13 protein-coding genes and 1 tRNA gene are annotated in these 13513 nt (G+C 62.5%); all 14 read right to left on the bottom strand.

What is annotated here, in order from left to right; translation table 11 throughout:
* Positions 1–4 precede the first annotated feature (4 nt).
* Positions 5–688, bottom strand: a complete 684-nt coding sequence (plsY, locus tag I2F59_RS08795; RefSeq protein ID WP_195503908.1) for a glycerol-3-phosphate 1-O-acyltransferase PlsY — start codon at positions 686–688, stop codon at positions 5–7.
* The gene (gene der / locus I2F59_RS08790) at positions 681–2015 is read right to left on the bottom strand and encodes a ribosome biogenesis GTPase Der (RefSeq protein WP_035138458.1); all 1335 of its coding nucleotides are present in this window, start codon (positions 2013–2015) and stop codon (positions 681–683) included. Before der ends, plsY begins: the two co-directional genes overlap by 8 nt.
* A 10-nt stretch (positions 2016–2025) precedes the next feature.
* Complete coding sequence (locus I2F59_RS08785; RefSeq protein WP_195503907.1) at positions 2026–3468, bottom strand: DUF512 domain-containing protein; 1443 nt, start codon at positions 3466–3468, stop codon at positions 2026–2028.
* 2 nt (positions 3469–3470) lie between these two features.
* Positions 3471–4370 (bottom strand): 4-hydroxy-3-methylbut-2-enyl diphosphate reductase, encoded by a 900-nt coding sequence (ispH, locus tag I2F59_RS08780; RefSeq protein WP_195503906.1) that lies wholly within the window; start codon positions 4368–4370, stop codon positions 3471–3473.
* A 2-nt stretch (positions 4371–4372) separates the two neighbouring features.
* Positions 4373–5101, bottom strand: a complete 729-nt coding sequence (locus I2F59_RS08775) for a lysophospholipid acyltransferase family protein (protein ID WP_195503905.1) — start codon at positions 5099–5101, stop codon at positions 4373–4375.
* A 3-nt stretch (positions 5102–5104) separates the two neighbouring features.
* Complete coding sequence (gene cmk, locus I2F59_RS08770) at positions 5105–5791, bottom strand: (d)CMP kinase (protein ID WP_195503904.1); 687 nt, start codon at positions 5789–5791, stop codon at positions 5105–5107.
* A gap of 66 nt (positions 5792–5857) precedes the next feature.
* Complete coding sequence (locus I2F59_RS08765; protein ID WP_195503903.1) at positions 5858–6823, bottom strand: pseudouridine synthase; 966 nt, start codon at positions 6821–6823, stop codon at positions 5858–5860.
* Complete coding sequence (scpB, locus tag I2F59_RS08760) at positions 6810–7538, bottom strand: SMC-Scp complex subunit ScpB (protein ID WP_195503902.1); 729 nt, start codon at positions 7536–7538, stop codon at positions 6810–6812. Before scpB ends, I2F59_RS08765 begins: the two co-directional genes overlap by 14 nt.
* 11 nt (positions 7539–7549) lie before the next feature.
* The gene (locus I2F59_RS08755; RefSeq protein ID WP_195503901.1) at positions 7550–8362 is read right to left on the bottom strand and encodes a segregation and condensation protein A; all 813 of its coding nucleotides are present in this window, start codon (positions 8360–8362) and stop codon (positions 7550–7552) included.
* Positions 8363–8446: 84 nt separating this feature from the next.
* Positions 8447–9130 (bottom strand): site-2 protease family protein, encoded by a 684-nt coding sequence (locus I2F59_RS08750; protein WP_195503900.1) that lies wholly within the window; start codon positions 9128–9130, stop codon positions 8447–8449.
* A gap of 9 nt (positions 9131–9139) precedes the next feature.
* On the bottom strand, positions 9140–9436 hold the full coding sequence (locus tag I2F59_RS08745) for a hypothetical protein (protein WP_055287415.1): 297 nt from the start codon (positions 9434–9436) through the stop codon (positions 9140–9142).
* On the bottom strand, positions 9423–11456 hold the full coding sequence (locus I2F59_RS08740; RefSeq protein ID WP_195503899.1) for an ABC-F family ATP-binding cassette domain-containing protein: 2034 nt from the start codon (positions 11454–11456) through the stop codon (positions 9423–9425). Before I2F59_RS08740 ends, I2F59_RS08745 begins: the two co-directional genes overlap by 14 nt.
* Positions 11457–11531: 75 nt before the next feature.
* Positions 11532–11604, bottom strand: a tRNA-Ala gene (locus I2F59_RS08735).
* Between the two features lie 493 nt (positions 11605–12097).
* Entirely contained in the window at positions 12098–13195 is a 1098-nt protein-coding gene (locus I2F59_RS08730) for a hypothetical protein (RefSeq protein ID WP_195503898.1), read from the bottom strand.
* Between the last annotated feature and the right edge of the window lie 318 nt (positions 13196–13513).

The raw sequence follows: 13513 nt of genomic DNA, 5'->3' as shown, positions 1-13513 counted from the left end.
TCTCCTACTTATCGTCGGGCTCGGTGACGCGCTTGGTAAACGAGAGCTTGGACTCCTTACCCGTCATGAGCTTTTTGATGTTCGCACGATGGGCCCACACCACGGTGATGCCGATCAGCGCCATGCAAAACTTAAGGCCTAGGCTGCTGTACGGAAAGACCGCACAGGCTGCGATGGGAAGACCGATGGCGGCGGCAAGCGAGCCCACCGACACAAACTTGGTGATGGCGACGGCCACGATAAACATGCCCAGCAGCGACAGGCCAATGGGCCAGCACCAGGCGAGGATAACGCCCAGACCCACGGCGATACCCTTGCCGCCATGGAAGTTGAGGTAGGGCGAGAAGATGTGGCCCCATACGGCTGCCAGACAAATGACGCCGAGCATCCAGTCGCCGGGGGCTCCGGGCGCCATGATGTTCGGCGGAAATCCATAGCCCACGCTCGCGATGAGCGGACGGGCGATGACAACGCAGATGGCGCCCTTAAGGCAGTCGAGCAGCAGCGTGAGCGCGGCCACCTTGGGACCGGCCACACGCAGCGCGTTGGTGGTGCCGATGTTGCCGGAGCCCGCCTTGCGAATGTCGGTGTGGTTGAACACGCGGCCCAGGATCAGGCCAAACGGAATCGCCCCGATAAAGAACGAGACCACGGCGCAGATGGCGGTCAGCAGAATCGGATTATGCATCCTTTTGCTCCTTCTTCCTAAAGAAGAGTCGAATGGGTGTGCCGGCAAAGTCGAAGGTCGAGCGCATGCGGTTCTCGATGTAGCGCTGATAGGTGTCGTTGACCAGATCGCTGTGGTTGACGAAGAACGTGAACGTCGGCGGGTTGACGCCCGTCTGGGTCACGTAGTGCATGCGCAGGCGGCGCTTGCCGTCCACCACGGTATGACCGAACTCGCGCAGATCGGTGAGGAACGTGTTGAGGCGCGAGGTGCTAATCTTCTGCGAGCGCGTCTTTTCGGCGGCGTCGACCATCGCCCAGATCTTCTCGACGCTGCGGCCAGTGAGGGCAGAGATGCGCAGGTACTGGGCCCAGGGAGCCATGACGCCCAGACGGCGGTCGATGGTCTCCATGCAGGCCTCGCGCTTGCGGTCATCGTCGAGCAGGTCCCACTTGTTGAGCAGCACCACGATGGCGCAGCCGCGCTCGATGGCAAGGCCCATGACCTTCTGGTCCTGCTCGGTGACGCCCACGGAGGCGTCGACGACGAGCAGCGCCACGTCGGCGCGGTCGATGGCGCGCAGGCCGCGGACCATCGAGTAGTACTCGATGTTCTCGTACACGGTGCTCTTCTTGCGAATGCCCGCGGTGTCGACCATGCGGTAGTGCTTGCCGTTGCGCTCGACGACCGTGTCGATGGCGTCGCGCGTCGTGCCGGCAATGTTGGACACGATGGAGCGGTCGGCGCCCAGGATGCGGTTGAACAGCGAAGACTTACCGGCGTTGGGGCGGCCGATGATGGCGACGTTCAGCGCGTCGGGGAACTCATCGGCGACCTCGTCCTCTTCCTCCGGAAGCAGGGCCACGATGTCGTCGAGCAGGTCGCCCGTGCCGTGGCCGTGCAGGGCCGAGAGCGGCGTGGGCTCGCCGATACCGAGCGAATAGAACTCCCAGATGCTGTCGTTCTCGCGATCGGGGTTGTCGAGCTTGTTCACCAGCAGAAAGACCGGCTTGTCGCAGCGCTTGAGCATGCGGGCGACCGACTCGTCCTCCTCGGTGACGCCGGTGCGGCCGTCGACCACAAACAGGATGACGGCGGCTTCCTCGGCGGCGGCGAGGGCCTGGTCGCGAATGGACGTGGCGAAGACGTCATCGCTCTTGAGCGGTTCGATGCCGCCCGTGTCGACAATGGTGAACTCGCGGCCGTTCCAATCGGCCGTGTGGTACGAGCGGTCGCGCGTAACGCCGCGGGACTCATGGACGATGGCGTCCGAGGTCTGGGCCAGGCGGTTAACGAGCGTGGACTTGCCCACGTTGGGGCGTCCGACGACGGCGACGATAGGTTTCATCTGCACTCCTTTAATGGGTAGGGTCAGTGGAAGTGTTAGAGTCGGCAGGCGCAATGCCAAGGATGTGCTCCAGGGTATCGAGCAGCTCATGCGGCATGGTCGACACCACATGAACCTCGGCGCCGCGACTGGTAAGGCTTGCGAGTAAATCGTCACGATGATACTCGTCAAGCGTCATGCCGTCAGCGTTGAACATGAGCTTAGGCACAAAGAGCATAACCCCCGACAGATCTTGGGGCAGCTGCTCCAGAATGTCACACGCGACGATGAGGCCGGTCACGTCCACGTTGCCGCCAAAATAGCGGTTCTTGATGGCCGTGACAGTGCCGGCGAGTCCCTGGGGCGACTCCACAAAGCGGGCCACCGTGTCGCGTGCGCTGGCGCCCGAGAGACACAGAAGCCGCTGGTTGCGGGCGGCGACGGCCTCGCGGACGCGGGCCAGACGCTCGGCGTCGGTAGCCAGCACGTCGTCGGTCTCGTCCAGATACGAGCGGATCATGCCAATGCCGTCGTAGTACTGCGGGTACCCGTCGTAAAAGTCTGCCTCGGGAGGATCGATGCCGGCGTCCAGATAGAACTCATCGCTCATCTGGAAGGTGTGGCGGCCAAAGCGTTCGTAGGCACGATCCTGGTAGGGACGGATCATGGCAATGGTCTCGCGCGCTAGCTCGGGCTTGTCGCTGTAGGACCAGCTAAAACGGTTCTGATGCTTGGTAAAACCGAGCGGCACAATGCCCAGGCTTGTGATTTGCTCGTGCTCCTCGCAAAAGCGCAGGGTCTTTTCCAGCTCCTCGCCGTCGTTCATGCCGGGGCACAACACGATCTGCGCGTGAATCTCGATGCCGGCGGCCATGATGGCCTCGAGCACATCCATGCCGCGCTGGGCGTTGCGGCCCATCATGCGTCGGCGGACATCGGGGCTCACGGCGTGGACCGACACGTTCATGGGGCTCATGTTGCGTTGGATGACGTTTTGCACGTCCTCGTCGGTGAGGTTCGTAAGCGTGACAAAGTTGCCCTGCAAAAAGCTCAGGCGGTAGTCGTCGTCGCGAATATAGAGCGTGGAGCGGCCGCCCTTGGGGAGCATCGTCATAAAGCAGAACACGCAGGCGTTCACACAGGTACGCATGCCGTCGAAGATGGGGCCGTCGAACTCCAGACCCCAATCCTCTCCGGGAAATCGATCGAGCTCCACGGGGGTGACGGTGCCATCGCGCGGGTCGAAAACCTCGAGGTCGACCGTGTCGTCGTCTGCCTCCCAGAGCCACACGATCATGTCGGTAAGCTGCTCGCCGTTGACCGTGAGCACGCGCATGCCCGGCTCGATACCCACATCCCATGCGGGCGATTCGGGACGCACGTTCTTAACGAGCGCGCCCTCACCCGGCTCGGGGTCGCGGCTGCGCCCGTAATCGGCCACCTCGGCGGCGTATGCGGGTACGGTCTGGTCCATGGTTAGCAGCAAAGCTCCTTGATGCGCGTGACGGCGCGCTCGATGTGTTCTTGCGGGGTGGAGGCTCCGGCGGTGATACCGATGTGGTGAGCGTCGGTAAACCACGCGGCCTGGAGCTCGGAAGTTTCCTCGATGTGATACGTGCGCTCGCAGGCGTCTGCGCAAATCTGCGCCAGGCGGCGGGTGTTGCCCGAGTTCTTGCCGCCCACGACGACCATGCAGTCGCAGCGGTTGGCAAGTGCGGCTGCTGCCTGTTGACGCTCACTCGTGGCGGCGCAGATGGTGTTGATCACACGCAGCTCCTGCACGCGCGGGGTGATAGCTGCCACGACCTCGGCGAGGTTCTGCGCGGTCTGGGTGGTCTGCACGACGAGGCCTACCTTGCCCTTGAGCGACAAGGCATTGGCGTCGGCGGCACAGCTCACGACCTGTGCATCTTTGCCGGCGTGGCCAAGAATGCCCTCGACCTCGGGGTGACCTGGCTCGCCTACGACCGCCACGCGGTAACCCTCGCGCACCAGGCGCTCGGCTGCCATATGGACTTTCTTCACGTAGGGGCAGGTGGCGTCGACCACGTTTAGGCTACGCTTGCGGGCAGCATCGATTACCTGCGGCACCACGCCGTGGGCGCGGATGATCACGGTGCCGGTTGCGGCGTCATCCAGGGTTTCGGCCAAGCCAACGCCTGCCTCAGCGAGCTCGCGTACCACGATGGGGTTATGGATGAGCGGACCCAAGGTATGAACCTGAGTGCACTCCCCTGCCTGCGGCGCGGCGGCCAGCGCCATATCGAGCGCACGCTGTACGCCGTAGCAAGTGCCGGCGTGTGCTGCGATCTCGATGGTAGGCGCTGTTGCCTGGTCGGACGCGGTCGCGGCAGTGTTCGTAACGTTCTCGCTCATGGCTAGAACCTGCCCGGATGCTCGGCGCATAGCTCGTCTCGCATGGCGTAGACGCGGCTCATGGCCTCGGACTCAAACCATTCCAGGCGCTCCGTGCGCTTAAGCCCGGCCGGTGCGTCGGAAAGCGAGACGGCCTTGCCGGCGCGGATCCAGCACTTCTTAGGGCGCATGATCTTTTTGCCCGCGGGCGTGATGTCGGACCAGCCGCAGATGGCGAGCGGGTTCACGGGTGCCTTGCCCATCTGAGCGATGAGCGCAAAACCGCCGTGGACCTCGGGCTTGATCTCGCGCGAGCGGATGCGCGTGCCCTCGGGGAAGATCAGGACGTCCTCGCCGCGCTGCAGCGCATGCTGGGCGGCGCGCAGGCACTTCATATCGGCAGTACCACGCTCCACGGGGATGCCGCCTACGCGGCTAAAGGCCCAGCGCACGATCTTGGTCTTGGCGAACTCCGATTTAAAGATGGGACGCACGCGGCGCCCCCCAAAGAACAGCGCCGTCTCCACGGCCAAGAGCTCGGCCATCGAGGTGTGGTTGCAGATGACCACGCTGCCGCGGCCTTCCTGGCGCTCAAACAGAAGATCGGCGTCCTCGACCTTCCAGCGCCACATGAGCTTGGAGAAGGCCCAAAGGATGGCCATGACTACGACGACGGTGCCTCGGATGAGCGCTGGAAACTCGGCGTAGGGGGCGTTGTAATAGTCCTCGGGCGTCTGCTTAAACAGGCGCATGGGCTACCTCCTTTTGTTGATGAGGTTCTCGATTATCGAGACGACCTCGTCGATGGTGTGGGCGGTGGAGTCGACGTGCACGGCGTCGTCGGCGGGCACGAGCGGGGCGACCTCGCGGCTGCTGTCGAGCTTGTCGCGCTGCTTAAGGGCGTCGAGGGTCTCGTCGACCTCGGCTTCGAGCTGCTCGGACGTGAGCGGCTGGGCGTCGTTTTGGTGACGCTGCAGCACGCGGCGGCGGGCGCGCTCACGCGGGTCGGCAGTCAGGAAGATCTTGACCTGCGCGTTGGGGAACACGACGGTGCCGATGTCGCGACCCTCGGCCACGATATCGCGGTCCTCGGCGGCGCGGCGCTGGTGGATGAGCATGGCGGCGCGCACGCCCGGATAGGCCGAGACCTTGGACACGTTGGCGTCGACCTGCGGGGTACGAATGGCGGCCGATGCGTCCTGGCCGTCAATGGTCAGGCGCGTATCCTCGCCGGTTCCGTTGGTAAAGCGGATTTCGATCTGCTCGGCGAGGGCATCGATGGCTGCCTCGTCGTCCAGGTCGATGCCGCGGTCGAGCGCGGCGAAGGTGACGGCGCGATACATGGCGCCCGTGTCGAGCTTGTTAAAGCCAAGCTGGCGGGCGATCTCCTTGGCGATGGTGGACTTGCCGGAACCGGCGGGGCCGTCGATGGCGACGATCATGCAATGCTTCCTTTCGATGGTTGACGTGCAGGTATGGTTCGCGGGCGTTGGGGCGCGGCGGGTTGCCTAGCCCGTGTAGCGCTCGCGATAGGTGTTGCGCTTGGGTGCGGAGCCGTGGCTGCCGTGGTGACGCGTGCGGCTGGCGGGCGTGTCTTGGGGCTTGCCGCCGTTGCACTTGGCGCTCGCCTGCTTGGGCGGGATGCCGCCGCTTTTGAGGACCTGTACCTCGCGGTCGGTGAGCTCGCGCCACGAGCCCTTGGCCACGCCCTCGAGCTCCAGGCCGGCAAAGTTGCAGCGATGCAGACGGATTACCGGATGGTGAATCTTGCCCAGCATGCGCTTGACCTGGTTCTTGCGGCCCTCGCGGATGATGACCTCCACGGCGGTGGTGCCGGGCTTGACGCCCTGGGGAGCTACGGCCTCGGCCTCGCGCGCGTTAATGATTCGGCAGATCGCCGGCTGGCATAGGCCGTCGTCGAGCTCGATGCCACGGCGGAGCGGTTCCAAGTCGCAATCGGTCAAGTGGCCGTCCACGAGCGCCTGATAGGTCTTGTAGACGTGCTTACTCGGGTGCAGCAGGTCCTGTGACAGGTCGCCGTCGGTGGTAAAGAGCAAAAGGCCCGTGGTGTCGCGGTCCAGGCGGCCCACCGGGAACAGTCCCGGAAAGCGGTCGCGGGGGACCAGGTCGGCCACGCAAGGGCGCTCCTGCGGGTCGCTCATGGTGGTGAGGTAGCCGGTCGGCTTGTAAAGCATCAGGTACACGGCGCCCTGGTTGAGCTTGACGGGCATGCCGTCGACCTCGATGTGGTCGCGGTCGACATCGACCTTGGTGCCCAGCTCGGTCGCGACCTGGCCGTTGACGGTCACGCGGCCGGCGGTCATCAGGTCCTCCGAGCCGCGGCGGCTCGCCACGCCCGCACGCGCCAAAAAGCGCTGCAGGCGCATGGTGTGCGGATAGACGGGCTGGGCGTCGGTTACGGGTACTGCGTTGCCCATGGCGCGCGTCTCCCCTACTTCGTTAGTCCTCGTCATGCAAATCCTCCGAGGTCACGTCGACGACCAGAGTCTCCAAGTCCTCGACTGCCTCAACATCTTCAACATCGGTATCGAGCAGTTCGCGCTCTTCGTCTAGGTCCTCGGCCTGCTCCTCGAGCGTGGACTGAATACTGCGGCCGCTCAGGCGCTCGCGGATAAACTGGCGCGACTGCTCGTCGGGGGCAAACTGCTCCAGATCGGGCAGGTCGCGGGTGGAACGCAGGCCGAACTTTTCCAAGAAGGCGTTGGTCGTGCCGTAGATGATGGCCTGACCGCGCTGGGGGTCGCGGCCGAGCTCGCGCACCAGACCCTTGTCGACGAGCGACGCGATGACGCCGTCAGAATTGACGCCACGGATGCCCTTGACTACCTCGCGCGTCACGGGTTGGTGGTATGCGATGACGGCCAAGGTTTCGAGCGCCGCCTGCGACAGCTTTTGCGTATCCCAGCTCAACACATAGGCCTCGACCACATCGTGGTAGGCGGGGTGCGTAAACAGGCGCCAGCCGCCGGCAACCTCGCGCAGCTGAAAGCCGCGGTTGGCCTCCTCGTACTCAACCTTGAGCTCGGCGAGCAGCGACGCGCACTCGCCGGGGGCGATATCCAGTGCGCCGGCCAGCGCGGGCGCACTCACCGGGTCGCTCGACACCAGCAGCAGCGCTTCGAGGGCGGCTTTGAGGCTGTTTGCCTCCAGCGTGGAAAGGGTTGACATGGTTGCGGCTCCTATTCGGTGAGTTCGGGGCCCTCGCCGGGAACGTATGCCTCGGCGCCCTCGACGCGGTTGATGCGGATGGTTCCAAAGATCTCGTCCTGGCTCAGCGTGAGCGAGCCGCGCTTGGCAAGCTCAAGCATGGCCAGGAAGGTGACGACGAGCTGCTCGGTGGTGGCGTCGCCGTCCAGCAGTTCACGGAAGGTGCAGGTTTGGTGCGCCGTGGTAAAGCGGTCGACCGAGGCCACGGTCAGGTCGAGCGGTACGCGATGTGGCGCCACATGCTCGGCCTCCAGCAAGAAGGTCTGTCGCTTCCCGTCCAGGTCGGCGCAGATGACGGCGAGACCGCGCAGCGTGATGCCGGCAAGGTAGTCGGGCATAAGGCCTAGGAACTCGGGGTCGGGGCCGGCCACACGCGGGTGCATGCGGCTTTCGGCCTGCATGCGGGCACCGAGGGCTGCAGCCGCGCCTTTAAACTGCTTGTAGGCAATCAGGCGCTGGATCAGGACCTCGCGCAGGGCGTCGCCGTCAAGCGTGCTGAGCTCCTCAAGGTCTTCGTCGAACTCGTCATCGTCGTCATCGACTTTGCGCGGGGCCTCCTGCGGCACCAGAGAGGCAGCCTTGATGTCCAAAAGGGTTGCCGCGACCAGCAAAAAGTCGCTCGCCACGTCCAGGTCCAGCGCCTCGATGCGCTCGGCCTCGGCAAGGTACTGCTCGGCCACCTCGCTGATGGAGATGGCGCCGATATCTACTTTTTGGCGGGTTACCAGCTGCAGCAGCAGGTCGAACGGTCCGCTGTAGACCTGCGTCGACACGCGATACGACATCTTCGACCTCCTTTGACGGCGCCTTCGCGGCGCGGTTTGGGTGCATGTTGCGACCGTTTTGCACGGTCGACCTGTTAGTTTACCTTAGATACCGGCGATTGCGAAGTTAAGCAGCTGCTCAGCAAGTGGATACACGGTAACGTCGAAATAGCGGCCGATCACATCGATGCCGGTCCACATGGGCAACAGGTACAGAACCAGGATGAGGATGGGCATGGCGTATTGCTGCAGGCGGTAGTAGTTGGCGAGCGCCTTGCCCTTGAGGAACGGCACGATAATCGATGAGCCGTCGAGCGGCGGGATCGGGATGAGGTTAAAGAACGCGAGCGACAAGTTGACCACGATAAACGTGGCGCCGAAGTTCATAATTTGCGACGCCAGGGCAAATGACATGCTGGTGTAGAGGTTGCCATAGGTCAGGCGCATGAGGGCGGCAGCAAGACACGCGAGTGCGATGTTCGATGCGGGGCCGGCTACGCTCACCAGGACCTCGTCGCGCTTGGGGTGCTTGAGGTTGTTGAGGTAGACGGGCACGGGCTTGGCGAAGGCAAACACCGGGCCACCGGCTGCGAGCATGAGCAGCGGCAGGATGATGGTGCCAAACGGGTCGATATGGTTGAGCGGGTTGAGCGAGACGCGTCCGCGCGAACGGGCCGTCTTATCGCCGAGTGCCCAGGCCGCGGCTGCGTGCGCGCTCTCGTGGATAACGATGCCCACGATGACGGCAATCGCGCTGGCGAGCAGGTTCATGAGGTAGCTGCTGGACATGGTGCTCCCCTAGCGGACGCGGCGCGAGGTGCGCGTGAGCAGGTAGTCGGCCACAAACAGAATGACGGCGACGATGGCATAATCCAGGCGGAACACGCCGCCAAAGGGCGAGGTGATAACGCCGTAGCCTGCAATGGCGCTCGGCAGTGCGCGCGAAAGCTCAACGACAAAGCCCACGATCTGCAGCTTGGCGGTGAGGCCGCTAAAACACAGCAGCACGGTCATCGCGCTCATAAAGATGCCGCAGATGCGACAGGCGGTGGCGATGATGCTCATCGCCACCGCAGTGGCCTTACGAGAGTTCATGCGCGGTCTCCTCTTCGATCTGGGTGGAAAGCTCCAGCCATTCGTCCTCGAGCTTGGGAAGCTCTTGCTTAAGGCCGTTATATTCCCCCAGCGCCGCGTTGAACTTATCCTGATCGGCATAAAGCTCTTCGCTTGCCATCAATTCCATAAGCTCGTCATAGCGGGCGCGCTTTTTATCGAGCTCCGTCTCGATCTTCTTGAGCTGGTTGCGCACGCCCTTGAGCTTTTTGTTGAGTGCGGCGCGGGCCTGGGCCTCGGCGCGCTTTTGCTCCTTGGTCTTTTTGCCCTCGGCGGGCTTGGAGGCGGTGGCGGGGGTGTCGGGCTGGGCCGCGGTGACCTTAGCGGACTTGGTCGCGGCCGGTGCGCTCTCCCCTGCCGCCTCGGCGGCGGCGCGGGCTGCGAGGTCCTCGCGCTTGTAGAGGTAGTAGTCGTAGTCGCCGTCATAGACCGTGACCTTGCCATCGCGGATGTCGATCACGCGGTTGGCCACGGCGCGTACCAGGTGCTCATCATGGCTGATCAGCACGATGGTGCCGGGGAAGTTTTGCAGGGCGTTCTCGAGCATGTCCACCGAGTCGATGTCCAAGTGGTTGGTTGGCTCGTCCAGACACAGGAGCGCCTCGGGCGCCACGAGCATCTTGGCCAGGGCCAGACGCGCCTTTTCGCCGCCGGAGAGGACGCGAACCTGCTTTTCGATTGCGTCGTTGTCGCTAAACAGGAAGGCGCCCAGCAGGCTGCGCTGTTGCGGCACGGTCCACTTGGGCGTGACGGTGTCGATCTCTTGCAGGACGGTATTGGACTCGGTCATGCCCTCGAGTGCGTGCTGAGCGTAGTAGGCCACGCCCACGTTGGTGCCCAGGTCGCGGGTGCCGGTGGTGGGTGGCTCCAGGCCGGCGAGGATCTTCATGAGCGTGGACTTGCCGGCGCCGTTGGGGCCGACGAGTGCCACGTGCTCGCCGCGGTAGAGCTTGAGGTCGATGTCGCTGTAGATGTGCTTGTTGCCGTAGGACTTGGAGACGCCCTCGAGCCCCACGACCATGTCGCCGGAGCGCGGCGGGTCAGGGAACTTAAATTCGATGTGCTTATGGCCCTCGGGCAGGATGACAAGCTCCTTTTTGATCTGCTCGATCTTGCGGATGCGCTCCTGGGCCTGGGCGGCCTTGGTGGGCTTGTAGCGGAACTTGTCGACGAAGACCTGCATGTGGGCGATGTCGCGCTCCTGGGCGGCGCGCTTGGCGCGCATCTGCTCCAGGTTGTCCTCGCGCTGCTTGAGGTAGCTGCTGTAGTTGCCGGTGTAAGTGGTCACGCGACGGTTTTCGAGAGCGGCGACATGGTCGACGCAGGCGTCCATAAAGGCTCGGTCGTGGCTTACGATGAGGACGGCACCGTCGTAGTTGGCGATAAAGCCGCGCAGCCACTGGACGCTCTCGAGGTCCAGGTGGTTGGTGGGCTCGTCCAGGAGCAGCAGGTCGGGGTGGCGCAGGAAGAGCTTGGCCAGCGCGATGCGCATCTGCCAGCCGCCCGAGAACTCGGAGCACGGGCGCTCAAAGTCGGTGACCTTAAAGCCCAAGCCGGACAGGATTTTACGGGCGTTGCTCTCGAGCTCGTAGCCGCCCAGATGCTCAAAGCGGTCCTGGACCTGGCCGTACTCGTTGAGGAGCGCGTTGACGTCCTTCCCCTGTTCGGAGAGCTCGGTGATCTGGGCCTGCAGCTCGTTGGCGCGCTCGCCCATGCGGCGGATTTCCTTGGCGGCGGCCATGACCTCGGCAAGGATGGTGGTGTCCTTTTGCTCCAGATTAGTTTCCTGCTCTAGGTAGCCTACCTGGCAGTCCTTGGCGTACTGGACCTGGCCGGCGTCTGGGCTGTCGATGCCCATGATGATCTTGAGCATGGTGGTTTTGCCGGCGCCGTTGGGTCCCACGAGCGCAAAGCGCTCGCCGGGGTTGATCTGGAAGGACGCGCCGCTAAAGAGGACGCGTGCGCCGAAGCTTTTTTCGATCTTGTCGACCAGGAGGATCATGGTGCCGCCTTTGACCTTGTGTGCCAATATGAAAAAAGGCCCCAACTTGCGTTGGAGCCTCAATCAATGCTCGGGTGGAGACGAGGGGAATCGAACCCCTGACCTCTTGACTGCCAGTCAAGCGCTCTCCCAGCTGAGCTACGCCCCCGTGCGAAAAAGTACTATACGGGAACTCTCACGGCGATGCAAGGGCAATTTTGGAAAAACTTTCCGGGGGCGCGGGCGCCGCTGGGACGAGAGCGCGGCACGGACTCGAGGGCAAGGGACCCGCGATGCCGGATCCGGCCCGCGGGGCGCGCCCAGGGCATCTCGGGCTCCGCCGCTCGCCGGTTTTCGCTTCCACCCCACGGGCCGCCATCCGCCCAACGACCATCCCGCCGGCGCCGGGCCCATTATCGGGGCCAATCGCGCTCCCGCCGACCCGGCGATTTCAAAACCATGCCGGTTTACGGGGCCAGGCCGGGAACCCCCGAGCATGCCGTAATCGGTAAAATCAAAACCGCAGGTAGATGACTTGCGCATTCAGCGAAATGCAGGGTATGGACGGCCGGTCCAGGTCCAGCCCCGTAATCCGGCATAGTTTTGAAATGATACTAATTCACTAGCAGGAAAACTAGGTCGTTCTAGCGCCTTGTCGCCGGCTAATTTCCGAGTTCCAACCAGTTGCACAGAACATTTGCTCGCAGTCGCGTCTCGGCGCGCTTCATTGCCTCGGATTTGGCTTTATATCGAATCCCCAAACGACTGCAGACGCTTTTGATTATGGCGTCTAGCTGTTTTTTGTCGTTAAGCATATCGTGGGTTACCAAGAACACATCGAAACCCATGCTCTGGAGCGCAGTCATGCGCTCCGCATCTTGGTCAAGTACCGCGCCTGACCCATGGATGACCTCACCTTGGATTTCGATAATTGCTGCCTTCATTAGGATTGGGTTTACAATCACGATGTCACCGTAGCAAACCTTTTGACCTGCGATGCTTTGGGCTTCCTCGGATAGAGGGGTTAAATCGTTGAGGTATACGTATCTGAATCCTGAACCACCTAGACGTTGAGAACGACTTAGAAGCAGGACCCCCGCGACCTCGAGTGGAGATGCAGCAATGCCGATAACCTGCTGAGCGGCATCATAAAACTGCTTTCCCCACATTTGACTTTTGACCTTTTCGGCGAATCGATGCAAGTCGCTCAGTTCGATGAGTGGCTTTCTCATCCAAAGCGAAGTACCTTTGAGTTTCGTAACCTCTCTTCCATCCTCGCGATTGTTCGTTTGGCCTTCATTTACTGGGACCTTTACGGTTGTGCGGGCATAAACTCGTTTCCAAGGAATCTCGTCTTCGCCTTCTCCAAGTTCGAACGGATCCTGCGTGCTGGAATTGCGATTCTCCTTTAACGCGATTTTTAACTGCATTTCGACAGCGGGGGTCGGCTCGAAAACAGAAAACCAGCCGCAAAGTTCGTACATAGCCAGTACGAGATCTATTTGGGACACAAAGCGTGTCATAGTAAATAACGTGTTAAGCGGATTGGTGACGCTAAAGCCTAAATGAGTGTCGGTTGTTGTGCCGGTATCCGAAGCCCCTTCCCAGCGAATAGTGGAGCGCAATCCTGAGTGGTGATTACAACAACCTGGCGAAGCAACAGCGATAATCGGGGTCTTGAGGACATCGGTTACGAAAGGGGGCTTGGGATAGGGCCCGCCAGCCGTCATCGGAGCTGGGTAGGCGCGGGTAGAGGTCATGCACCTGCGGTGGGCAGCGCCAGTAGCGGAATGCGGTGTTTGCGCAGACGATTTCGTCCATGTGGCCTCCCCTGGTTTCGACCGTAGGCCGTGCGGATTGCGGGCATGGCCGATTATCTACCGGGGCATCATGCGGGTAAGTACGGGAAGCAAACCAAATGCTGACAAAAGCATGCCGAGTTCCGCCGAAAAACCGTCGTGTGATAGAAAACCGCTGGAAGGAGTGTTAGCGTCGGATTATTTTAGCCAAATATAGTCGGCCGAGATTGACCAATCCCGGCCGACCCATTTTAGCCAACACGCCCGCATCTATGACTT

It is taken from the genome of Collinsella aerofaciens, from assembly GCF_015556945.1.
Classification (GTDB): Bacteria; Actinomycetota; Coriobacteriia; order Coriobacteriales; family Coriobacteriaceae; genus Collinsella; species Collinsella aerofaciens_AO.
This window is presented reverse-complemented; position numbering and strand designations above follow the sequence as displayed.